The sequence below is a fragment of the Natrialba swarupiae genome, assembly GCF_008245225.1.
Taxonomy (GTDB): domain Archaea; phylum Halobacteriota; class Halobacteria; order Halobacteriales; family Natrialbaceae; genus Natrarchaeobius; species Natrarchaeobius swarupiae.
Map to the genome: position 1 here is coordinate 112269 of NZ_VTAW01000003.1, position 22127 is coordinate 134395.

The 22127-nt window shown below is 65.9% G+C and carries 21 protein-coding genes; 10 read left to right on the forward strand and 11 right to left on the reverse strand.

All coding sequences use genetic code 11. From position 1 onward, the window contains the following. The first annotated feature begins 47 nt into the window (after positions 1-47). From FYC77_RS04020 to FYC77_RS04040, 5 genes are read left to right on the forward strand one after another with little or no spacing between them, the layout of a single operon-like run. On the forward strand, positions 48-1142 hold the full coding sequence (locus tag FYC77_RS04020) for a M48 family metalloprotease (protein WP_149080222.1): 1095 nt from the start codon (positions 48-50) through the stop codon (positions 1140-1142). Next, positions 1139-2761, forward strand: a complete 1623-nt coding sequence (locus FYC77_RS04025; protein WP_149080223.1) for a DUF4129 domain-containing protein — start codon at positions 1139-1141, stop codon at positions 2759-2761. The genes FYC77_RS04020 and FYC77_RS04025 overlap by 4 nt, the downstream gene beginning before the upstream one ends. After that, on the forward strand, positions 2758-3528 hold the full coding sequence (locus tag FYC77_RS04030) for a DUF7269 family protein (protein ID WP_202911769.1): 771 nt from the start codon (positions 2758-2760) through the stop codon (positions 3526-3528). The genes FYC77_RS04025 and FYC77_RS04030 overlap by 4 nt, the downstream gene beginning before the upstream one ends. Next, positions 3525-4871 carry a DUF58 domain-containing protein gene (locus tag FYC77_RS04035; protein WP_149080224.1) on the forward strand — a complete coding sequence of 449 codons (1347 nt, stop codon included), beginning with the start codon at positions 3525-3527 and terminating at the stop codon, positions 4869-4871. Before FYC77_RS04030 ends, FYC77_RS04035 begins: the two co-directional genes overlap by 4 nt. Next, a complete protein-coding gene (locus FYC77_RS04040) occupies positions 4868-6244 on the forward strand; it encodes a hypothetical protein (protein ID WP_149080225.1) in 1377 nt (458 codons plus the stop codon). The genes FYC77_RS04035 and FYC77_RS04040 overlap by 4 nt, the downstream gene beginning before the upstream one ends. Before the next feature lie 48 nt (positions 6245-6292). On the opposite strand, the gene FYC77_RS04045 is transcribed toward FYC77_RS04040, so the two are convergent. The 4 genes from FYC77_RS04045 to FYC77_RS04065 form a co-directional block, all read right to left on the reverse strand. Continuing rightward, positions 6293-7273, reverse strand: coding sequence for an AAA family ATPase (locus FYC77_RS04045; protein ID WP_149080226.1), 981 nt, complete (start codon positions 7271-7273; stop codon positions 6293-6295). Positions 7274-8573: 1300 nt separating this feature from the next. Further along, positions 8574-9821, reverse strand: a complete 1248-nt coding sequence (locus FYC77_RS04055; RefSeq protein WP_238386781.1) for a DUF418 domain-containing protein — start codon at positions 9819-9821, stop codon at positions 8574-8576. A 323-nt stretch (positions 9822-10144) separates the two neighbouring features. Next, a complete protein-coding gene (locus FYC77_RS04060; protein WP_149080229.1) occupies positions 10145-10561 on the reverse strand; it encodes a universal stress protein in 417 nt (138 codons plus the stop codon). A gap of 240 nt (positions 10562-10801) precedes the next feature. Further along, the gene (locus FYC77_RS04065; protein ID WP_149080230.1) at positions 10802-11821 is read right to left on the reverse strand and encodes an AI-2E family transporter; all 1020 of its coding nucleotides are present in this window, start codon (positions 11819-11821) and stop codon (positions 10802-10804) included. A 115-nt stretch (positions 11822-11936) separates the two neighbouring features. Here FYC77_RS04065 and FYC77_RS04070 point away from each other — a divergent pair, with 115 nt between their 5' ends. Together FYC77_RS04070 and FYC77_RS04075 are read left to right on the forward strand one after the other, a co-directional pair. Continuing rightward, positions 11937-12671 carry a DUF547 domain-containing protein gene (locus FYC77_RS04070; protein WP_149080231.1) on the forward strand — a complete coding sequence of 245 codons (735 nt, stop codon included), beginning with the start codon at positions 11937-11939 and terminating at the stop codon, positions 12669-12671. Positions 12672-12709: 38 nt separating this feature from the next. Next, positions 12710-13504 carry an HNH endonuclease gene (locus FYC77_RS04075; protein ID WP_202911770.1) on the forward strand — a complete coding sequence of 265 codons (795 nt, stop codon included), beginning with the start codon at positions 12710-12712 and terminating at the stop codon, positions 13502-13504. A gap of 44 nt (positions 13505-13548) precedes the next feature. Here FYC77_RS04075 and FYC77_RS04080 read toward each other — a convergent pair whose 3' ends face one another. The 5 genes from FYC77_RS04080 to FYC77_RS04100 form a co-directional block, all read right to left on the reverse strand. Then, positions 13549-14277: a nucleoside phosphorylase gene (locus FYC77_RS04080; RefSeq protein WP_149080232.1), complete on the reverse strand. Its 729-nt coding sequence runs from the start codon at positions 14275-14277 to the stop codon at positions 13549-13551. A 76-nt stretch (positions 14278-14353) separates the two neighbouring features. Beyond that, complete coding sequence (locus FYC77_RS04085; protein ID WP_149080233.1) at positions 14354-14653, reverse strand: HalOD1 output domain-containing protein; 300 nt, start codon at positions 14651-14653, stop codon at positions 14354-14356. 226 nt (positions 14654-14879) lie between these two features. Then, the gene (locus FYC77_RS04090; protein ID WP_149080234.1) at positions 14880-15761 is read right to left on the reverse strand and encodes a carbohydrate kinase family protein; all 882 of its coding nucleotides are present in this window, start codon (positions 15759-15761) and stop codon (positions 14880-14882) included. Positions 15762-15904: 143 nt separating this feature from the next. After that, entirely contained in the window at positions 15905-16726 is an 822-nt protein-coding gene (locus FYC77_RS04095) for a DUF63 family protein (RefSeq protein ID WP_149080235.1), read from the reverse strand. Positions 16727-16812: 86 nt separating this feature from the next. Next, complete coding sequence (locus tag FYC77_RS04100) at positions 16813-17793, reverse strand: ribose 1,5-bisphosphate isomerase (protein ID WP_149080236.1); 981 nt, start codon at positions 17791-17793, stop codon at positions 16813-16815. 71 nt (positions 17794-17864) lie between these two features. Here FYC77_RS04100 and deoC point away from each other — a divergent pair, with 71 nt between their 5' ends. After that, on the forward strand, positions 17865-18509 hold the full coding sequence (deoC, locus tag FYC77_RS04105; RefSeq protein ID WP_149080237.1) for a deoxyribose-phosphate aldolase: 645 nt from the start codon (positions 17865-17867) through the stop codon (positions 18507-18509). 110 nt (positions 18510-18619) lie between these two features. Continuing rightward, positions 18620-19075 (forward strand): GNAT family N-acetyltransferase, encoded by a 456-nt coding sequence (locus FYC77_RS04110; protein WP_149080238.1) that lies wholly within the window; start codon positions 18620-18622, stop codon positions 19073-19075. Positions 19076-19394: 319 nt separating this feature from the next. On the opposite strand, the gene FYC77_RS04115 is transcribed toward FYC77_RS04110, so the two are convergent. Continuing rightward, positions 19395-20582 carry an NAD-binding protein gene (locus FYC77_RS04115; RefSeq protein ID WP_149080239.1) on the reverse strand — a complete coding sequence of 396 codons (1188 nt, stop codon included), beginning with the start codon at positions 20580-20582 and terminating at the stop codon, positions 19395-19397. Between the two features lie 249 nt (positions 20583-20831). Here FYC77_RS04115 and FYC77_RS04120 point away from each other — a divergent pair, with 249 nt between their 5' ends. Next, a complete protein-coding gene (locus tag FYC77_RS04120; protein ID WP_149080240.1) occupies positions 20832-21113 on the forward strand; it encodes a ubiquitin-like small modifier protein 1 in 282 nt (93 codons plus the stop codon). A gap of 27 nt (positions 21114-21140) precedes the next feature. On the opposite strand, the gene FYC77_RS04125 is transcribed toward FYC77_RS04120, so the two are convergent. Next, on the reverse strand, positions 21141-22046 hold the full coding sequence (locus FYC77_RS04125; RefSeq protein ID WP_149080241.1) for a GNAT family N-acetyltransferase: 906 nt from the start codon (positions 22044-22046) through the stop codon (positions 21141-21143). Positions 22047-22127 lie beyond the last annotated feature (81 nt).

The following is a 22127-nucleotide window of genomic DNA, read 5'->3' on the forward strand; positions in this document are numbered from 1 at the left end:
CAGAACATTTTTGATTGCTGACTCGAAATGCGAACTCGACGCCCTCCATGATCCTCAGGTTGCGGATCTACGCCGTCCTCGGCGTGTTCGTCGCCGTCAACGCCCTGTTCGTCTTCGTCCTCCTGTGGGCGTACGGCGTCCTGTTGCCGGCGGTCGTCGGCGGGACGGTTACGTTCCTCCAGCACGGCGAAGTCGGCATCTCCCTCCTGCAGTCGCCGGTTTCTCCAGGACTCTATCTCGCACTCGTCGCCGCCTTTCTCGTGGCACAGCTCTCCTACGGCTACCGTCGGGTTCTCTCCGGAACGACCGGTTCCGCCGGCGACACGGACCACGGCGTCGCCCGGATCGTCCGCCGACTCGCGATGACGGCCGACGTTCCGAGCCCCGACGTGTGCGTCGTCGGGGACGAGCGTGCGAGCTGTTACACTGTCGGCCGGCTCACCGACGCGACGATCGTGGTCACGACGGGACTGATCGATCGTCTCGACGCCGCCGAACTCGAGGCCGTCCTCGCCCACGAGATCGCCCACGTCGCCAACCGCGACGTCACGCTGATGACGATCGCGACGCTGTTTCTCGAGGTCGCCGACCGGGCCTACCACGCGACCCAACTCGTTCGCCGGGCGCTTTCCGATCCGGACGAACTCTCGACGCGCGGACGGATGGCTCTCCTGTGGTTTCTCCCGCTGGTCGCGCTGACGTACGTCTTCGTCTCGCCGCTTCTGTGGGCGTTTCCCGCGGTCGCCGACCGGACGACCCGGACGCTCTCACACACCCGCGAGTTCGCGGCCGACGCCGCCGCAGCCCGGATCACCGGACATCCGATGGCGCTCGCGACCGCGCTCCTCTCGCTGGCCGACGCCTCCCCGTCGCCGGGGACGGACCTCCGAACCGCGAAAACCCGCGCGCTCTGTGTCGTCCCCTCGGATCTCGTCGCCGGAGACGAAACCGACGCGATTCCGACGATCGATCGTCCCGACGACGAGCCAGCCCGCCGCGAGCGGGTTTCGGCCTGGCTCACAGGGGCGACGCCGTCGAACCCGACCGATACCGACGCGATCGAGACGCACCCGCCACTCGAGCACAGGCTGGAACGGCTTCGAGAGATCGCCGCCGAGCAGGAACTGGGGGAGACGCCGTGAGCGGACGCCGTCGAACTCTGTTGGTTCTCGGCTGTATCGTCTGTCTGCTCGCGGTCGCAAGCGCCCTCCCCGCCGCGGATCCGCGTCTCGACGCGCCGGGCGCGCCACAGGGGGAGTCCGCTCCCGGCGACTGGGAGTCGGTCGCCGACCCGACGGATCCCGTCGAGGAGGTGACGGAACCTGATTCGTCGGACGACGCGGAGGACGCGACTGACGACTCGAGCGAGGCAGCCGGCTCCGAGCCAGCCCCGCCCGGATTCGAGGTCAGCGGCGCGGTCGAGCCAGGAAACGAGGTTCGAGTCGAGACGGAGCGGAGCACGACGTCCTCGAGTGCCATCACGGTCAACGGCGAGGAAGTCGCGTCGACGGGTCCGTTCGGCCGGGCGGAGATCACCGTTCCCTACGAGGAGGAGATGAACGTCACGATCGTCGACTCGGGCCAATCGCGGACGTTCGACGTCCCGACCGACGCGGCGATCGAACCCGGCGACGGGGCGGCGCCTGGCAGCGACCTCGAGGTCGCGGCTGCAGTCGGCTCGACCCCGGTTTCGGATGCGACGGTCTCGCTCGAGGGCGACCCGGTCGCGACGACCGACGAGGCGGGGAAAGCGACCGTGGCGTTGCCCGAGACGGCCGGTCCGGCGGACGTCTCCGTCGAACGCGGTGCGGTCGAGGGCGACCGCACGATCGACGTTCTAGAACCGGACGTCGAGTTCGCTCACCCACTCCTGTTCCCGGGATCCCCCGCGGTCGTTCTGGTGTCGGCCGACGGCGACGGGATCGGCGGAGCGACGGTGTCGGTCGGCGACGAGGAGACGGCGACCGGCGACGACGGTCGCGCGTGGGTGTGGTTGCCCGTCACAGACGAGGCGACCGTGACGGCCGAGGTCGGCGCCGAAACCGCGACGACGACCGTCGGCAACCTCTACCTCCGGCTGACGGCCGTCGTCGTCCTGGTCCCCGGACTCGTCATCGGCGCGGCGGTGACCTACTTCCGGTTGGTCGCGACCACAGAGCGCAGCCGCTGGCACGGACGAACCAGTCTGCTGGTCGCGCTCGCGGACGCACTCGCCGCGTTCTCCGATTGGATCGCCGGGGTTCGGCTCCCGCGGTACTCGCTCCCGTCGTTCGAGTTCGGCGGCGGGCCGTCGCTCGGGTGGCCGTCGCTACCCTCGTTTTCGTTCCCGAGCTACTCGCGTCCGTCGCTCGGCTCGGTCACCCGGTCGTCGAGTTCCGGGTCGCGCCGGGGTATCCGGTCGAGGGTGAGCGATACGCTCGGATTCGGCGACGACGAACCCGACGTGGCGGACGACGATACCGGCCCCACGCTGGCCGACGAACCGTTCGGGCCGCGAGGACCCCGTGCCGAGATCCGCGCGACCTGGCACGCCGTCCTCGACCGCGTCGGCATCGAGAACCGCGAGACGCGGACACCCGGACAGGCCGCTCGTGAGGTCCTCAGCGCCGGCTTCCCGCCCTCGAGCGTCCGCAGGCTCGTCTCGATCGTCCGCGACGTCGAGTACGGCGGTCGAGACCCCTCCCCGGAACGGGTCGCCGACGCACGGGCGACGGCGACGGAACTGCTCGCACACGAACCGGACGAGGAGGGAGACGAATGAGCCGGCGACGCCGCGAAATCGAGGATTCGTGGTGGGTGGTCCTCGCGCGCGTCGTCGAGGCGGAGTCAGAACGCCTCGCGGTCGTGGTGGTCGCCGCCGGCACCGTCCTGGCGGTCGCCTCGGTCGTCCTCGGCGGTTTCGTGCCGTCGTTCGGTCAGTTTCTGATCGGGTCACTCTACCTGCTCGCGACGCTGCTCCCCGTCTTCGGCGTCGTTCTCGCGCTTCTCGCGTTCCGTCCAGTGGTCGCAGACGGCAGCGAAGACGTGTCGCCGCTCGTCGACGGCGAACCCCCCGAGGAAGGGATCACCCGAACGTCGGCTCGAGTCGGCCGGGAGACCAAGTGGACGCTCGACCACGCCGCGAACGGCTGGTACCGGTGTCAGCACAACGAGTCGGCGGCGGAGATCCGCAACCGCCTCGCCGAGAGCGCGTTACGCACGGTGCGGACGAGACGCGGCCTCACTACCGAGGCAGCCGGCGACGCCCTCCGAACCGGACGCTGGACCGACGACCCGGTCGCTGCCGCGTTCCTCGCAGACGACGTCCCCCAGCCGGTGGGCGAACGGCTTCGGGCAGCCGTCGATCCAGGCGGGGCCTACGACCGTCGGATTCGACGGACGCTCGAGGCGATCGAGGCGATCGAGCGATTCGACACGGCGCCGTCAACGGAGGATCGCCCTTCGCCGTCCGAGGATCGCCGATCGCACGAACCGTCAGACGGCTCGCCCGAAACGCCGCCGCCGTCGGCCGCGGAGGTGTCACGGTGACAGACCGTCGGCTCGAGCGCGTCGACGACGGCGAGTGGGCGTTCGTCGCGTCGCTGTTGCTGGCCGGGCTCGGGGTCGCCGTCGCCAGCCCGATCCTCGTCGTCGGCGCGACGATTCCGCTGTGGTACGGCGTCTCCGCCGGCTTCGGGGCTCCGCCCGACGCCCGGATCAGCAGCCGGCGAATCCTCACCCGGCGATCTGACGACGCAGCGGACGAGCCGCAGGCCCGTGAGGACGGCGCCGACGCCGGGTTCGTCTCGGCAGATCCCGGTGACACCGTTGCCGTGCGGACGACCGTCCGAAACACCGGTGCCGAGACGATCGTCGACCTCCGGGTCGTCGACGATGTCCCCGACGCGCTCTCCGTCGTCTCCGGAACCCCCCGGCTCTGTGAGACGCTCGAGCCCGGTGACGAGGCCGTCCTCGAGTACGAACTCGCGGTTCACCGCGGCGAGCACGCGTTCGGGGGCCTCACGGTTCGGGCGCGAAACGTGACGGGAACGGTCGCGGAGACCTGGAGCGACGGCGTCGGCGGCGACGACGAGATTCGGTGTCACCCCACGGCAGAGACCGTCCCGCTCGGCGAGGGAACGAACGACTACGCGGGCGAGGTACCGACCGACGAGGGGGGAAGCGGCGTCGAGTTCTACTCCGTCCGGGAGTACGAGCCCGGCGACCCGGTCGGCTCGATCGACTGGCGTCGGTACGCCGGGACGCGGGAACTCGCGACCGTCGAGTATCGGGCCGAACGCGCCACGCGGATCGTCTGCGTCGTCGACGTCCGCTCGAGTCAGTTCCGTGCGGCGACCACCGAGCGCCCGCCGGCCGCCGAACTCTCCGCGGAGGCGGCCCGACGGACGGCCGACACCCTCCTGGACGAGGGTCACCCGACGGGCGTCGTCGGTATCGCCGACCGGCGGATCACGACGGTGCCACCCGACGGCGACACCACCACGCGTCGCCGGATCCGCGACCTGCTCGAGGCTGCACGTCGGGCCGAGTTCACCGGCGAGGAGGGGACGCGAACCGCCTACGGCGATCCCGTCGACGAGGTCCCCCGGACGCTCCCCGGCGAGGCGCAGGTCTACCTGTTCTCCTCGTTCGTCGACGACGAGCCGGTGGAACTCCTCGAACGACTCCGGACCCACGGCTACGCCGTCCGCGTCGTCTCGCCGGACGTGACGGCGGGCCCGGACGCCCTCGAGACGCGACTCGAGGCGCTCGACCGTCGAACCCGGTTGGCTCGGGCGCGTGCGACCGGTGCCCGGGTCGTCGACTGGGACCTCGAGCGCTCGTTCGGACTGGTGCTGTCGGACGCGGTCGGGGAGGTGGGCGTCAGATGACGCCGCCGAGCGAGCGGTTGCCGACGGAGACGGCCGGTGCGGTCGCGCTCGCGGCGGTGGTCGGCACGGTCGCGCTGTCGCTGGTCGAGCCGACGACCGCGGTGGGGACGCTCGCCGGCGGCGTTCTCGCCGCGACGCTCCTCGGATTCGGCCGGTCTCACCGTCACGTCGTCGTCCGCTCGGCGCTGGTGGCGGTGGTCGTTCTCGGGACCGTCGGGACGGCTGGAGCCGTCGGCGAGCCGATCGCGATCGGGACGATGGCCGTCGGCGTCGTGATCGGCATCGGCCTCTGTGGCGCACTCGCCGGGCCGCCCGAGCCGTCCGCGCGGAGACGGGCCGGGCTGGCCGCGTTCGTAACGGGGGCTCTCACCGCCGGGCTGGTCCCCGTCGCACTCGGCGTCGAACTCGCGGGCGGCGTCGGCGCCGCGCTCTCGAGTGCGCTGTGGGTCGCCGAGCCGACCGTCACGGGACTCGTCAGTTCGATCCTTCTCGGCGGCCTCGCGGCCGCGCTCGCGGTGATCGCCGTCCCGCCGGCGATGTGTACCGTCCCGCAGCGCCGCGAGCGCTACATCACGGTCCGGCGGTCGTTCGTCGCATCCATCGCCATCGCGACGGCCGTCACAGTGGCCGCGGTGCTCGTGGTGGCGATGCTCACCGCTCTCACACCGCTCGCCTCGCTTCTCCTCGAGGTCCTCGTGGGCAGTTCCCTCGTTCGCGCGCTGTGTCTCCTCGTGACGGTCGTCGGCGCTGGGGTGGCGTGTCTCGGGTTCGTCGTCCGTCGCGCTTGGTCCCAGACGACGGCCCGGAGTGACGCGACCGTCGCGATCCTCGCCGGAACCGGTGTCGGCACCGTCACTCCGTTTCTGGCCGCCCTCGCGGTCGGAGAGACCGTCGTCACGGCGACCGAACTCACCGCGCTGTACGGCGTGACGGCGCTCGTCCTCGGTGTGACGCTGATCGTCGCCCCGTGGTACGGCGAAGTGGTACGCGCCGACGGCCCCGTCGGGCCGACGGCGTTGCTCGCCGGTTCGCTCGTCCTCGGCGCTGTCGTCGTCGCGGCGACCGCCGAGGCCACCGCGTTCCTCGTCGGCGTCGCCGCTCTCCTGGCGCTCACCGCGGCGTGTTTCGTCTACGACGTCGGCCGGTACGGGCGAACGATCGCCCTCGAGATCGGATCGATCGGCGTCGATCGTCGCCCCCAACTCGTCCGAATCGCCTGGAGCGGCGCGCTCGGCGTCGTCGCTGTTCCCGTCGGCGTGGCCGGACTCTGGATCGCGACGGTGCTCGCGCCGACGCTGTCGGTTCCCGCGACGATCGGCGTCTTCGCCGGACTCGCCGCAGTCGGGGTCGGCGCGTGGGTGCTGTGGCGATGAGAACGGGTCGGGAGGGGTGGATACGTCAATAAAACGGGTCGACGGGACCTACTGGGGCGGCGACGCCGACCCCTCGGGTGGCTCCATCGCCGGCACCTCGACGGTCTCGAGGACGGCGTCGACGACCGCCCGCCGGGACGTTCCGTGGACGCTCGCTTCCGGGTTCAACACGAGTCGGTGGGCGAGCGCCGGCTTCGCAATGTGTCTGACGTCGTCGGGGACGACGTACTCCCGGCCGTCGAGGACGGCACGTGCGCGACTCACCTCGAACAGCCGCTGGACACCCCGCGGGGAGACGCCGACGTCGACGCGGCCGTCCTCGCGGGTGGCTCGACAGAGTTCGCCCAGGTAATCGCGGATCTGGCCCTCGACGGTGACCGACTCGGGAACGGTCTGTAACTCGCGGACGTCCTCGCGGCCGACGACCGGTTCGACAGTGGGGTCGGGCCGGTCGCGGTCGGCCCGGCGGTCGATCAACTCGCGCGTGCCGTCGGCGTCGGGGTAGCCAAGCGACGTCTTGATCATGAACCGGTCGCGCTGGGCTTCGGGCAGTTCGAACGTCCCCTCCTGTTCGACCGGGTTCTGCGTCGCGATGACGACGAACGGATCGGGAAGGTCGTGGGTCTCCCCGTCGACGGTCACCTGACCTTCCTCCATCGCCTCGAGCAAGGCGGACTGGGTCTTCGGCGGGGCGCGGTTGATCTCGTCTGCGAGCACGACGTTCGCGAACACCGGTCCGGGAGTAAAGCGGAACTCGCCGGTCTCCTCCTCGAAGACGTAGGATCCGGTGACGTCGGAGGGCATCAGATCCGGCGTGAACTGAATTCGGGAGAACTCGAGGCCGAGCGCGGTCGCGAACGACCGGGCCGTAAGCGTCTTCCCGGTGCCGGGGACGTCCTCGAGTAACACGTGCCCGCGGGCGAGCACCCCGGCAGTGATCTCCTCGAGGACGGTTCGGTCGGCGACGACGGCGGAGAGAACCTCGTCGACGACTGCCTCGGCAGTCGACGCGGCGTCGGGGACTGACATACGGTCAACCCGTATCTGTGCTGACTTATATTTCCCGCTACTCGAGCGGGAAATACATAGGTGGGTAGCGTCGAGTCTCGTACGTTTCGGTGTTGCAGATCACGGATACGTTTACACCCGGATGATGAATATAGAGGATGGATGCAGTAAACCGACGAAATTCCTTCCAAGAACCTTCTACTGAATCAAATGGGCAACGGAACGACAAAGATAGGGGCCTTCTTGTTGGTTATCCGTCAGACATATATATTGGAAGAATGAAGGGATTCGTATGGGATACAATCAGAAGAGTGGTTTTAGCCTTCCGTCGACGTGGCTTGGACTGAACGCTCGCGCAACAGAACTGCTATTTACAATGACTCTGCTTATCGGGTCGATATCTCTTCTTGCGATGGCGAGTGGAGACCCTGAAACGATGGCGTTGGTGGCACTAACTGGTGTTGCTGTTGTTGTTCTCGGAGCAACGTTTATTCGCCTATCAGAACGCCTCCGTACGAACCGATAGTTCCCACTACTAAGTTTTAGCTTGACCGTTCCTGTCCTGAGCGACTACTACCTTTATGAATCGAGTCGGAACCCATGCCACATTCGCGCTGTGAGTTCAGCACGGGTTGTTTGAACTACCCGGCTTTTGTCAGGAGTGGCGTGACCCACTCAGAGGATGTATCTTGCAGGTCTCGTTCTAGCTATCCGGTAGCTGGCAGAAAGCGCGTGTAACTTTTAGGTCAGCAACAAAGAGTCAGAAATTCCAAAGGACAATGACAGTCATGTTAGAGTTTGTTCACCGAACGCTCTGGAACTACTGATAAGATGCCGCATCTCTATTTTAACAAATAGAAGTAAGACTCTTGCATATATTATAATAACTCTTTTTATGCGACGGTCGCTAAGTTAGCAATACAATGGCAGTCACTTGCTCAAACTGCGACGAAGAGTTCGAAACCGCAGCAGGACTCACCCAACACCTCCCGCTCCACCACCACACCTGTGGAGTCTGCAGCGAGGAATTCGACGACACAGAGTCGCTGCGCGAGCACGTTCACGAATCGCACTAACAGAACAGCCGTTTCTCACCGGCCAACCCGGCCGCAGCGTTCCTGACAGAATCTGCGCCCGCGCAAGATATGCGCCCTCTATTCAGCAAACTCTGCCCAGACTCCCGAATCGCTGCCAATAGAGACCTGCTGCATCCAGAAAGTGAGTGCAGCACGATTATTTTGTTCGTTTCTCGCTGAAGTGATTGCTAATCGCTTACTACAGTTCGAATAGATGATCACTCGGGGTGGCGTCTCGCGGGCGATCATTCGCGATCGAACAGTGGTTGCCGTTCGCCGTAGGTGAGCGTCCGCCAGATCCACTCGATGGGGCCGAATCGGAAGTGCCGCAGCCAGAGTACTGATAGCGGCACCTGTATCATCCAAATGAGCACGACGACGCCCAACAGCTCGATCCGGCTGAGAGTGCCGAACAGCCCCAGTCCGTGTCCGTAAAAGATGAACGTCGCCAGTACCGTCTGAAGCAGGTAGTTCGAGAAGGCGGTCCGGCCCACCGCGGCGAGCGCGCCGGTGACGACTCCGTCCGCCCGATGGCGACACCAGAGCATGATCCCCGCGATGTAGGCCCCGGCCAGCAGGAGACTCCCCCAGTAGTTGAACTGTCTGGCGAAGAAGACCGACTCCACGAACGCCCAGTCGTGGTACCCCCGGTACCAGACACCGACGAGGATTAGTGCGAGTCCAAAGACCGCGCCACCGACCAGCAGCCACCGGTAGAACCGTTTGGAGCGCTCGTTCGAGAGGATGCCCATCTTGAACAGCGCCATTCCTAGCAACATGACCCCGGTGACACGCCAGAACGTGTAAAAAGCGAATCCGACGGTCTGGAAGCTCAGCGCCGTTGGAACCCGATACTCCATCTGATCGATCCATCCGCCCCGGTAGGCGTCGATTTCGGCTCGTATCATTTCGTCAGTCGGTTGCCACGCCGTGAGGAACTCCGCCGGAATTTCGTGGGCAAACGTCCCCAGCCAGACGTACAACAGCGATGGGACCACCAGCAGGGCAAGCCCGACGGCCGCGAGCGTCCGGGGAAGCCAGTTTCGAGCCAGCACCGCCAGCAGCGCACACAGCGCGTACGCGACGAGAATGTCGCCGTACCACAGCAAATAGGCGTGGCCAAGCCCGATCAGGAGTAACAAGATCGTTCGACGGTAATGCAGTTTCAGAGCCGGCTGTTCCTTTCGCTCCTTGCTTTCGGTGAACAGGACGATCCCCGCGCCGAAGAGCACCGTAAACAAGGTCATGAACTTCACCTCGAAGAACACGTGGCTGACGAACCAGGCAGCGTAATTGGCGCCAGTTAGATCGCCGAACACGACCGGATTCTTATCTACTGCCGACGGCATCGCAAAGAGCCACACGTTGATTACCAGGATTCCCAGAAGTGCGAATCCACGGAGGGCATCGAGGCTGACAATTCGATCCCCGGGATCGGTCGGCCCAGGCGAATCGGAGTCGGACACGGAAACCGGCGACTTCTCCCCCGTCATAATTTTGTCTGGTAGGAAATCCAACATCAATTTAAAACCATCGATTCGTTGGGGTGAACGACGTCCCACGCGCTCCTGAAACGGAAAGTTCACCGTACTATATCACTGTGCTCGTTTGAGATTCCGGTACAAGGCTTGCGCCTTGTATTCATCACCGTATTTCTATCAGTCTCTTGAGAGAACTGAAGCAAAACGATGATTTTCCCTGCTAATCCTTAGCAGCCGTCGGCGTCGGTCTCCTCGCGGGGGCAGCGTACGCCCCGTCTCGTGCAGTCGGTCGGTCCCGGTCAGATCACCGTCGACCGTGACCGACGGATTGCGTCTCACCGGACGATCGTCACCGGGACCGGCGACCGACGAGCGACGTGTTCGGCGACGCTACCGAGCAGGACGCGTGAGGCGCCCGACCGGCCGTGGCTGCCGATCACGATCCGATCGACGTCGCGTTCGTCGGCGAACGCGACGATTTCCCGACCCGCTCGTCCGACGGTGGTTTCCGTCTCGAGGGTGACATCGTGGGCCGAGGCGAGGTCGGCTGCCTCCTCGAACAGTTTTGCCGCCTGTTCTTGCTGGGCCTCAAGCAACGCGTCGTAGGCGTAGACCGAGCCTTCGCCGTAGGCCATCGTTCCAGGATCGATGATGTGTACGGCGACGATCGTCGCGTCGGGGTGTTCTCGAGCGGCGAACTCGAGGGCCTCTCTCGCCGGTTCGGAGTCGTCGAGTGGAACTAGAATCTCCATACCGATCGTTTGATCCCGAGTACTATAATCTGTGGTGTCATACGGGATGTCGTACCTGTTTGCCGGTGAGATCGCGGAACGAGTCGCGGTGGCCACGGGATTCGGTTCTACTATCCGCCGACGGGCGAGTCCACCGTGGCGCTGTCGGTGTCATACGGTTTCCTGTCGGCCAGTGTCGATGCACCCGCGACCCGGAGCGGGTGCGCGGAACATCGGAACAGGAACCCGTATCAGCTGGCGCTACGTTCCCTCCGCGTCACCCTCGAGTCGCCAGTAGTGTTCGTCGATGACGTCGATCGTCGCGATCAGCGCGCCGATGACGACGGGGCCGAAGAACAGTCCCATGATGCCGAACGCGTAGATACCGCCGAGGACGCCGAGGATGATGATCGCCGGGCTGAGGTCAGCGTACCGGTCGACGACGATCGGCCGGAGGTAGTCGTCCGCGACGCCGACGACGATCGCGCTGTAGACGGCGAGCGCGACCGCCAACAGCGGTTCGCCGGTCGCGAACAGATAGAGGACCGCGGGACCCCACACCAGGAAGGCACCGATCAGCGGCACGAGCGAGAGGACGATCATGACGAACGTCCAGAACGCGGCGTTCGGAATCCCGGTCGCGAACAGCCCCAGGCCCGCGATAGCGCCTTCGACGATCGCGATCAGTACGTGGCCTGCGAGGACGGCCCACATCACCTCGTCGAGTTCGCCGTAGAAGTCCTCCTGGACGTCCGACGGCAGCGGCGTTCGATCTCGGATCCACGCCATCAGTCGATCCCCCTCCTTGAGCAGGTAGTAGAGCAAAAAGAGAGTCAGGCCGAATCCGATCAGCGTATGCGTGATCGTGCTGATCCACGCCGTCGTCTGATCGACGAGAATCGACCCGATCTGCTCGGCGGAGTCCGCGACCGTTTCGGTCACGTCGACTTCGATCCCGATTTCCGACGCGATCCACCCCTCGAGGTCGGCAATCTGTAGGTCCTGTGGATCGACCGATGTGACCATGTCGGCGGCGTCGTCGGCGACCACGAGCGCGACCAGCACGAACGGAACGATGAAGCCGACGATCGCGAGGACGACGAGGACGAACGCCGCGATTCCGGGCGAACTCACCCGCTCGAGGCGCTCCTGGAGCGGGTAGAGGACGAACGCGATTAGAACTGCACCGAGGACGTACTGGAGAAACGGCACGACGAGTTGCCAGGAGAGATACGCGAAGATCACGACGACTGCGAGGAGAACGCCCTTGCTACGATTCACGCGGGAACCGACCACGTTCGGGGCGATAAAACCAGACGTAATCTGTTCGTAGACGAGACTGTCGTATTCAGCCGCCACACTCCTTCAAGGGTCTGGTTCGCGAATCCTACATCGAATGTCGACCCAGCTCGATCCGCTCTCGCTGGCGGGCGACCTCCTCTATACGGTCAAAACCGAGGGCGAGACCGACTGGCTCCGAGAGCACCTCGCGACGCTCGAGCGACCCCGACTCGAACGGGGGCTCGCCGGTCGCGAGCAGAAGCTCTCGTTCTGGCTCAACTGTTACAACGCCTACGGCCAGTTGTTGCTCGAAGAGGAGTCCTCGCTGCTGTCGGGGGGCGTTATCGACCGCTGGAAGTTCTTCGCCCGCGATCGGGTCCCCGTCAGCGGCGTCTGGCTCAGCCTCAACGACATCGAACACGGGCTTCTCCGTCGCTCGAAACTGCCGTGGGGGCTTGGCTACCTGCCGCGGCCGTTCCCCTCGCCGTTCGAGCGACAGTTCCGACTCGAGGAGTGTGACCCGCGGATCCACTTCGCGCTGGGTCGAGGGGGAGAGAACTGCCCGCCGATCACGGTCTACTCCCCGGGAAACGTCGACGAAGAACTCGACATCGCCGTCGAGTGGTACTTGGAGGAAAACGCCGAGTACGACGCCGACGAGGAGGTCGCGACGATCCCGCGGCTCTTCAGCCGGTACCGGGGTGACTTCGGCGGCAAACGCGGAATCCTCGAGTTTCTCCGGGAGTACAACGCCGTTCCGGCGGGGGCGTCGCCGTCGCTCAAATACGTTCGATCGAATCGGGAACCGGAGTTCGACCTCGACCTCGAACACGACGAGTTGCGACCGTAGCCGGAGTACTTTTGTCAGTTCCCCGTCTTCGCTCGCTCGTGACCACTTCCAGCCGACACGGCGATCCCGACGCCGTGTTCGAACGCGACGAACGCGTCTGTCGTCGCTGTGAGGCCAGTGCCGACGAGGACCCCAACGGGCTGGCGCTGTACCCCGTCGGTGACGTCCCGGAAACGGGACCAGTCCACGAGAGCGCGCTCGTCACCGTCTGCTCGCCCTGTCTCGTCTCCCTCGAGTCCGACCCGGACGAAGACGTCGAACTCGACGACGACGCTCTGTTCGACCTTGTCCGACAGACGACCGAACGCCAGGGCGTGACGGTCTCGGCGGTCGCCGCTTTCGCCTCGCTCGCCACCGAACTTCCGAGCGAACTCGAGATCAGCGAGCAAGAGGACGACCTGGGATCCGAGTACGTCCAGGTCCGCCGTGAGGTCCTCCTCGCCATCGATTCCGTCGACTCCCGACTCGATCACCTCCACGCCGTCGACGACGCCGATCTCGAACCCACGGTCGCCGAGCCACTGGCCGCGTTCCGGGGCGGCGGAACCAAACTCCAGTCGGAACTGCGTGGCATCGTCGCGCTCGGAGAGTCCGTGGCGGCCGGCGTCGGGCGCTGTCACGGCTGTTTCGACCCGATCGTCGACGGCGAATCGCAGTGTCCGACCTGCGGCCTCGAGTATCGCGACGCCGACGACTGGCGGCCCGAACCCGGCGATGACGTCGCCTTTCACCGACTGTTCGAGGCGGTCAACGAGGCCCTACAGGCGGCCTCGGGGACGACCAAATCGCTGACGGGACACACGACGGCGGTCGCCAAAGCGCTCCGAGGCTAAGTCTCGACGGCCGGCGCTTCTCGAGGCGTTCCGGCGAAACCGAGCTACAGCGTCGTCGTCGCATCAAGGGCAATGTCGATGGCGCGGCCGACGTTGTTCTTGGCCTTCTCGGGGAGTTCGTCGTCTTCGGTGTCGGTCCCCTTCTGGGTCCCCTCGACGAGGTTGCCGTCGACGGTACAGATTGCGCCGGCGCGCAGACCGCGGCGCCGGGCGAGGGTGAAGAGTGCGGCGGCTTCCATCTCGACTGAAAGCAAGCCGGCGGCCTCCCAGTCGGCGACGTAGGCGTCGGTCTCGGCGTAGTAGGCGTCGTCGGAGGCGATTGGGCCGACGTGAACGTCTTCGTCTCTGGCCTCAGCGGTGTCGACCAGCGCCGAGAGGACCTCGTAGTCGGGGACGGCAGGATACTCGACGTCCTCGTAGCGTTTCGACGTCCCCTCGTTTTTCGCCGCGCCGGTGGCGACGATCATATCGCCGATCTCGATTCCCGACTGGAGCGCGCCGGTCGTCCCCACACGGAGGACCGTCTCGACGCCCACGTTCGCGAGTTCTTCGACGGCGATCGCGGCCGACGGACAGCCGATCCCGGTCGAGCAGATCGTCAGCTCGCGGCCGTCGTAGCTCGCGTTGACGACCTTATACTCGCGGTTTTGCGAGACCGTCTCCGCTTCGTCGCAGTGGTCTGCGATCCGATCGACGCGTCCGGGATCGCCCGGAACGAGCGCGACGTCGGTGAGCTCTCCCTCCTCGACCAGCAGGTGCGGTTGCGTTGCCATATCTCGCGTTCTCCGGGCGGCGAGAAAAAAGGTTCGAGAGTCGAGGCGTTCGGTTACCGACGGTCGGGCGCGTCGATCACTCGGTCGTGAACACGTCGACGCGGGACGGTCTCACGACGACCGTCGTTTCGCCGACCGCGAACTCGACACGCCGTGCCGATCGATTGCCCTCCCCGGAGCCGTCGACGATCGCGTCGAGCGCCTCCGGGTCGACGTAATCGTAGAGGTGAGTCGACATCTGCGTCGCATCCTCGCCCCGATACTGTGCCAACGCCATCGTCACGGCGATGCTCGGCGGTTCGTCCGCTTCGTACTCGTACTGGACGCGCCGACCAACCGCACGGCCATTCGACTCGCATATCGTTCGTTCGGTCATGTCTCTCCGTCACGTTTCCGTGACTGTCTACTCGAGTGGCCAACGGCCCGACGCATATAGATATCGTCAGACGGCACGTGCTGAGAGAGCGTGTGATAGTGTCACAGCTGTCGGGTCACGTTCGGTTGGCGACGATACGCCCTGTCATACGGGTTACTGTCAGTCGGTACCGGCGAACCCGCGACCCGTCTGCGGGTTCGCCGGTCCATCGGGACAGCAATCGGTATCAGTACCGATCGCCGAGAAACGCCGCAACCGCCTCGGCCGTCGGCGCGCTCCGAGCTCCCTCCCGTCTCGCCGTGAGCGCGCCACAGGCGTTTGCGTACTCGAGGGCGCGTTCGACGTCGTCGTATGCGAACGTGCTCGCGATGAAGCCGGCGGCGAAGGCGTCGCCGGCTCCCGCGGTATCGACCGTATCGACGTCGAACCCTGGGTGATCGTAGGACCCGTCGGGCGTGTGGACCTTCGCTCCGTCCGAACCGTGTTTGACGACGAGGACGCGATCGCCGAACGCGGAGCCGACGTACTCGTCCTCGAGAAGCGCCGCGACCTCCCTGTCGTTTGCAAAGAGGACGTCGGCGGCCGCGAGCGTCTCGCCGTAGTCGCGGTCTGCGAGTCGACGTCCGGGATCGAAACTGATCGTCGAACCGGCTTCGCTCGCGACCGTCGCGATTCGGGCCGCCGTCTCGGGTCGCTGGCTCGTGAGGTGGACGTGATCGGCGTCTCGAATCCGGGAGTCGTCGAGATCCTCGGGACCGACCGCCTCGTTGACACCGTCGTTGCCTAACACTGCGACCTCGCCGCCGTCATCGACCAGCAGGTACTTGACGGCGGTGTCCGCGTCGGGGACGACGCGAAGCCCGTCCAGTGAGACGCCGGCGTCCTCGAGCTCTCGGCGGGCGAGCAGTCCGTTGTCGTCGTCGCCGACGCTCCCGACGAGACCGGCCTCGAGACCGAGACCGGAGAGGGCCGTGGCGACGTTTGCGGCGCTGCCGCCGCCGGACTGTCGTTGTGATCGGATCGCCGCTTCGCCGTCGGGTTCGGGGAGCCTATCGACGCGAAGCGTCACGTCCCAGTTGACGTGACCGGCAGTGAGCACATCGACCATTCGGTTGTCGGCACAAACGACGGCGGGTGAGAAAAGTCTAGGCGACGGTGAACGGCTCCCCTCATACGGTTTACTGTACGTCGGTACCGCCGAAACCGCGACCTGTCTGCGGGTTCGCCGGTCCATCGGTACAGCAATCCGCATCAGCCGACCATGAACAGTAAGACGTTGTGGACGCCCGGCCCGAGACCGATCGCCGCGATGAACGCGAGGACGAGTCGTGCCCGTTTCGGCTCGACTTCGACGTACTCCCGGAACAGCCCGAGGATGACCGCTGCGAGCGCCACTTTCACCAGGACGAACAGCCAGCCGGCACCGATGTACTCCGCCGTCGGAAGCGCCCCCCCAGCCTCGAGGATCAGCCGCGAGGCTGGCACTTCCTCTCTGGCGCCGAGGAAGTCGTAGCCGACGGCCGTCGAGATGCCGTCGAGCGTATGTCCGAAGACGACGAGAGCGCCCGTTGCCCCCGTGACCGCGGCGACGTCGGTAAACCAGATGCTCAGTCCGAACCACGTCAGCGCGGTGACGACGACCGTGAGGACGACGATGACGATGAGCCAGAGCGGCCGAAACGTTCCGGTCCCGACGTTCGTCGCGACGAGTACCGACACGGCCGCGACGAAGACCCCCGCGCCGATTCCGCCCAGGAACCTGTCGGAAGTCTTCCACACTCCGCCCGCCTGGAGGAAGAGCCCGACGATCCAGAGCAACCCTGCGACGGTGGCCGTCACCAGGTAGACACTCGGCGTGGCGAACAACACGGCGACGACGTCCGGGTACATCTCGCGGCGATAGAAGACGTGAAGCGTCGCGCCCACCATCATCCACGGCGCGAACGCGAGGACAGTTCGATCGGTCACCGGCGGCTCGAGCGACCACAGGAGCGCAACGACGCCGAAGAGCACGGCCAAAAGCGGGACGAGGAGGTACCACGGCGGGAGCACGAACCCCTCTGGAAGCACCATACGATGAGAGGAACGTGCCAGAGACTAACATGTTCCGATCCGCAACGGTCGCCGATTCCGTGGGGCCAGCGGGTCGAACGGCGGCGTCAGGCCTCCCAAGGCTCCCCGATCGTCTCCCCGAACAGTTCCCGCATGAGCGTCACGATGCTCTCCGGCGGGAACTGCCCTCGTTCGGTCACGATCGCGTCGACGTGTCGCGGCGGCGTGACGTCGAAGGCGGGGTTCTCGACGATCAGTCCGTCGTCGGCTTCCTCGAGTCCCGTAATCTCCGATCGCTCGTCCGTCGAGAGGACTTCGTTCTCCTCGCGCATCTCGATCGCGACCGTGTGGCCGGTCATCGTATCCGGGTGGAGTTTGATCGTCTGGGCCGCGACCATCACCGGCACGCCGCGTTCGCGGGCGTTGACCGCCAGTCCGCTCGTGCCGATCTTGTTGATGACGCTGCCGTCGGCGGCGATGCTATCGGCCCCCACGAGGACGTGATCCGCGTCGTCGAGGTACCGACGGGCCGCGTTGTCAACGATCAGTGTCACGGGGACGTCCCACTCGCGTAACTGCTCTGCCGTGATGTGACCCTGCTTTCGCGGCCGGGTCTCCTTGACGATCGCCTCGACGTGTTTGCCGTCCTCGAGGGCGGCCTCGATACACGACAGCGCGTCGGTCGAGTGACAGTGGGTCATCACCACGTCGCCATCGCGCAGTCGGTTCGCCCCGATCTCTCCGAGTTTGGCCTGAGCCTGCTCGAGATCCCGGCGAAACGCCTCGGCTCTGGCGGCCGTCGACGATCGCAACTCGGCGACGGTCTCGCCGTCCATCCCCTGGAGGACGTACCGCAGTGCGTTGGGGAGACTGACGGCGGTCGGCCGGGTTTCGTAGAGCCGTCTGGCGGCGGCGCGCATCCCCGACCGGAACGCCTCCGGGCTCGAGGCCTCCGATCGTTTGGCGTGGGTCGCAAGCGCCTCGGCGGCCGCGTCGGCGATCGTTGCGGCCCCGCGGATCCGCATCTCCGCGATGTCGGTTGCGGTGGCGTCGACGACCGGATCGACGTCGGGCGGGTCGTCTTCCATGTCGATCCTTTGCACTCCGTGGGACAAAAGCGACCGGGCGGATTTTTGATGGTTCGGCGAGTCGGTCCGCTATGGATCGAGCCGACCTTGCCCCCCTGATCGACCACACCGTTCTCGGCCCCGAGACGACGACCGCCGACGTCAGGGCCGTCCTCGACGACGCCGATACGTACGGGATGAACGCCTGTATCCCGCCGTACGCGATCGAGGAGGCGGCCGACTACGCGCCGGACGTGACGCTGGCGACCGTCATCGGCTTCCCCCACGGCCAGAACGACCCCGACGTGAAACGCCGCGAGGGCGTCCTCGCCTGGAAGGCCGGCGCGGACGAACTCGACGTCGTGATCAACGTCGGCCGACTCAAGGCCGGTGAGGACGACGTGATCCGGGCTGAACTCGCCGAGGTCGTCGCCGCGGTGCCGATCCCGGTGAAGGTGATCATCGAGACCGCACTGCTCACGGAAGAGGAGAAACACCGAGCCTGTAAGGCCGCCGTCGCCGCCGACGCCGCGATGGTCAAAACGTCGACCGGCTTTTCTGACGGTGGCGCGACGCTCGAGGACGTCGAACTGATGAGCGAGTATCTCCCCGTCAAAGCCAGCGGCGGCGTCGGCAGCTACGACGAGGCGATCGCCATGCTCGAGGCCGGTGCCGAACGGATCGGTGCCTCGAGCGGCGTCGAGATACTCGAGGGCGCGCCCGAGCCGTCGGCGTAGGACGTCGGTTCGGTAGTTCGTTCGTCTTCGCCGTCGAATCTGCGGTTGGCTGTGCGGTGCGTACCCACGCCATCCCGACGGTTTTAGTGGTCCCCTTCCAACAACGCCCGATGACACCCACGATCGAGGCGTTCCTGAGTGACTCGGCAGGGCTGGCGGCGGGCGCGCGGCTCTACCGGGACGTCTTCAACGAACCTCCCTGGAACGACGACTGGACCCTCGAGACGGCGCGAACGCGGCTCTCGCAGCTCCTCGAGACGCCGGGTGCTCGCGGCTACGCTGCCCGGCTCGAGGGCGACCTCGCCGGGCTGGTGGTCGGGACGGAAGAGCGGTGGGACGACGGCTCGAAGTTCTACGTCCGAGAGCTGTGTGTCGACCCCGCTCACCAGCGCCGCGGGGTCGCCACGGCGTTGATGGACCACCTCGCCGAGGAGCTTCGTCGGGCGGGCGTCGACTCCATCTACCTGCTGACCCTGCGTGACACCGCCGCTCACGCGTTCTACGAGAAGCGAGGGTTCGACCTCGACGATCGCACCGTGTTACTGAGTCGGCGTCTCGAGCGGTAACTCACTCGATAACGTACCGGAATTGCTCGAGTGCACTGCTGTCGCCACCCCCGCGGGCAGCGCCAGCAGCAGGTTCTCGGTCTTCCAGGCGACCAGCGCGACGACGGCTCCGCCAGGCCGCCCTCGAGGACCGCGGCTGGGTCGAAGGCGAGGCGTTCCGGTACGAGGAACTCGGCGAGGAGGGCCACGGCTCGACCGATACCGAACAGAAGATTCGCGCCTACCGGATTATGGCGGAGTACCTCGACGCGCGGCTCTAATACGGATTACTGCCCGTCAGGATCGGCGGCCGAGTCGAGGACCACGAAAGTCGGCGACGCTACTCCTCGTTGAGGATCCGATCGATCAACTCGGAATCGTCGCCGCCGAGCACCGACCGGACGAGAAGGTGACCGCCGATCAGTGCCGGGCTGATGACCGTATCGGCGCCGGCGCGCTCGAGTTTCTTCGTGTTCTCGCGGTCGGTTGCAGCGGCGACGATGTGCGTGTCGGGGGCGAGCTGTCTGGCCGTGAGGATCGTCAGTGCGTCCTGTGCGTCCTCGTTCGTCGCGACCAGAACTGCGGATGCCTGCTCGATCTTGGCGCGGTGGAGTGGAGCCTCGTCGCTGGGGTCAGCCATGATGACCGGGATGTCGTGTCTAGAGAGTGCGTCGCTCGCGTCGTTGTCGGACGTTACGACGACGAACTCCCGGTCGTTGTCCGCGAGTTCGTCGACGATCGGTTCGGTCAGTTCGCCGTAGCCGAGCACCAGAACGTGGTCGCTCAGCAGTTCGAGTTCCGATTCGGTCATGATTCCGAGTGTTTTCGTGATCCGCGCCTGAATCGCCGGGCCGAGGAGAACCCCGGCAGCCAGGCCGAAACTGGAGACGCCGAGGACCAGGACGGACATCGTGAACAGCCGCGCGTCGATCGACCCGAGGTTCGGCGTGATGTCGCCGTAGCCGACCGTACTCGAGGTGATCAGCGTGAAGTAGAAGGCGTCGAGGGGGGTCTCGATTCCCTCGAAATCGTCGCGGAGTGCGTACGCGCCGATGGTCCCGTACGCCTGGACACCGACGAGTGCAGCGCCGGCCGCGATCTGCGTCGTACTCAACGAGAGGGTTTTGCTAAAGCGGTCGCGAGTGAGCCACAGTATCGGAATCGACACGAGCGAGAGGACGATCAGCGGCACCGAGTACTGGCTCACCTGGAGAAATCCTTGGGCGGCGGTCAGGGGAAGCAAGAGGATCGTCATCCACCAGCCGACGCGCAGTCCGCGTCTGAGCGCGAGCGCGCCGACGACCATCATGAACCCGGTCACCGCACCGGTAAACCGGGCCGTCTGCTGGACGACGTCCGGAATGTACGGATCGAGGGGCTCGTAAGGGGGTGCGACGCCGATGTTGAAAAGCGCCGTCGCGACCGAGAGCAAGGCGACCGCGAGTGCCAGCGCGATCGCCGCTCGTGTCGTGAGCACCCGCTGCCAGTTCTCGGGCAGCCGGCTTCGGAGTGTCTCGGCCACGACCATACGACCCGTTGGGTCGCCCCACCAGTTAAGATTCGCCGTTTTCCTCACCGAATTCGGCGCGTTTCTCACCGGGAGTCGAGGCGTCCGCGGCCGACGCGAACCGAAGTGACCCGTCTCATACGGTCTGCTGTAAATCGGTACCGGCGAAACCACGAGCCGTCTGTGGTTTCACCGGTAAACCGGTACAGCAATCCGTATCACGACTCGAGGAGCGGTAGCTACTTGCCTCCGGCACCGATACCGCCACCTATGTCCACCGAGTGGAAACTGTTCGCCGACCTCGCCGAACACGCGGGCGACAGACACGTTACGGTCGAGGCGTCGGCCGGAGACACCGTCGGAGACGCCCTCGAGCAGCTGCTCGACGGCCGTCCCGAACTCGCAGAACGGGTGCTCGAGGACGGCGAACTCCGGTCGCAGGTCAACGTGTTACGCAACGGAACGAACGTCCTCGTCGAGGAAGACGGGCTCGAGACCGAACTCGGCGACGGGGACGAGCTAGCGCTGTTCCCGCCAGTCAGCGGCGGCTGAGTCCCTGTAGTATCGATTCGTCGACAGTCACTCGACGAGATCGACGTCGAGGACGAAATCCGGCTCCTCGGCGAGTTCGACCCCGGCGGCTGCAGCGTCGCTGACGAATCGGGCCGTTTCGGGGATCGCGATCCGCGTTCGGTCCGCCTCGAGTGTCGCGGCGTCTCGAGCCATCGCGGCGAACAACGAGCGCGCCGCGTCGACGTCGTCCCAGGCACCGACGCCGTACTCGGCGACGGTTTCTTCGTTGCCCCGGTCGGTCCGTCGATGAAACGTTCGAGACCGGTAGGCGGTTCCTAAGGTCCCGTTCGGGCCTTCGACGACGAGGACGGCACTCTCGTCGGCGAACCGATCGAAATCGGCCGACGTTATCTCGCGCATCGCCCACGATTCTTCGGGCGCGAGTCCGAGTCCCCGCAGGTGCTCGCACGCGTCGCTTCGGCTCCAATAGCGCCACGCCGCCGCCGGATCGCTCGAGACGGCGTGTTCTCCCGGGCCCGACGCATCGCGGTCCGGTTCGGAGAAGACGAACCGGAACTCCGTCACCGGCTCGAAGCCGATCGCACGCGCCATCGAGAGCGAGGCGACGTTCCACGAGAAGATTATCGCTCGGCCGATGCGGGCATCACGGTCGCGCGCCCACTCGAAACAGGCCTCGGTGAGCCGGCGGGCCACCCCTCGCCGACGGTAGTCGGGGTCGACCCGCAGGCTCTGGAACCAGGCTTCGTCGGGTGAGAGCAGCCGCGCCTGGACGATCCCGGCCGCCTCGCCGTCGATCGTCGCGAGGAACGTCTTCGTCTCGGGGTCGTCCTCGTCCTCGAGCCAGTCGTGGTAGATGTCGGGGAGGTAGTCACCGCCGCGATGCGCCCAGATATCGCTCGTCATCTCGACGACGGCCTCGTAATCGTCGTGTGTCGCTCTCCTGATGTTCATCGATGAGATGGTTCGTGGTCGAGCGATCGGTATCGTGGCCGGTGGTCGAACGATCAGTGTTCGAGAACGCGATCACGAAAC

Coding starts and splice junctions, on each gene's coding strand:
- FYC77_RS04080 (WP_149080232.1), bottom strand. CDS start 14,277: ATGGCAACGCAACCGCACCTGCTGGTCGAGGAGGGAGAGCTCACCGAC.
- FYC77_RS04095 (WP_149080235.1), bottom strand. CDS start 16,726: ATGGTGCTTCCAGAGGGGTTCGTGCTCCCGCCGTGGTACCTCCTCGTC.
- FYC77_RS04040 (WP_149080225.1), top strand. CDS start 4,868: ATGACGCCGCCGAGCGAGCGGTTGCCGACGGAGACGGCCGGTGCGGTC.
- FYC77_RS04110 (WP_149080238.1), top strand. CDS start 18,620: ATGACACCCACGATCGAGGCGTTCCTGAGTGACTCGGCAGGGCTGGCG.
- FYC77_RS04030 (WP_202911769.1), top strand. CDS start 2,758: ATGAGCCGGCGACGCCGCGAAATCGAGGATTCGTGGTGGGTGGTCCTC.
- FYC77_RS04020 (WP_149080222.1), top strand. CDS start 48: ATGATCCTCAGGTTGCGGATCTACGCCGTCCTCGGCGTGTTCGTCGCC.
- deoC (WP_149080237.1), top strand. CDS start 17,865: ATGGATCGAGCCGACCTTGCCCCCCTGATCGACCACACCGTTCTCGGC.
- FYC77_RS04120 (WP_149080240.1), top strand. CDS start 20,832: ATGTCCACCGAGTGGAAACTGTTCGCCGACCTCGCCGAACACGCGGGC.
- FYC77_RS04100 (WP_149080236.1), bottom strand. CDS start 17,793: ATGGAAGACGACCCGCCCGACGTCGATCCGGTCGTCGACGCCACCGCA.
- FYC77_RS04070 (WP_149080231.1), top strand. CDS start 11,937: ATGTCGACCCAGCTCGATCCGCTCTCGCTGGCGGGCGACCTCCTCTAT.
- FYC77_RS04090 (WP_149080234.1), bottom strand. CDS start 15,761: ATGGTCGATGTGCTCACTGCCGGTCACGTCAACTGGGACGTGACGCTT.
- FYC77_RS04115 (WP_149080239.1), bottom strand. CDS start 20,582: ATGGTCGTGGCCGAGACACTCCGAAGCCGGCTGCCCGAGAACTGGCAG.
- FYC77_RS04125 (WP_149080241.1), bottom strand. CDS start 22,046: ATGAACATCAGGAGAGCGACACACGACGATTACGAGGCCGTCGTCGAG.
- FYC77_RS04060 (WP_149080229.1), bottom strand. CDS start 10,561: ATGGAGATTCTAGTTCCACTCGACGACTCCGAACCGGCGAGAGAGGCC.
- FYC77_RS04085 (WP_149080233.1), bottom strand. CDS start 14,653: ATGACCGAACGAACGATATGCGAGTCGAATGGCCGTGCGGTTGGTCGG.
- FYC77_RS04055 (WP_238386781.1), bottom strand. CDS start 9,821: ATGACGGGGGAGAAGTCGCCGGTTTCCGTGTCCGACTCCGATTCGCCT.
- FYC77_RS04045 (WP_149080226.1), bottom strand. CDS start 7,273: ATGTCAGTCCCCGACGCCGCGTCGACTGCCGAGGCAGTCGTCGACGAG.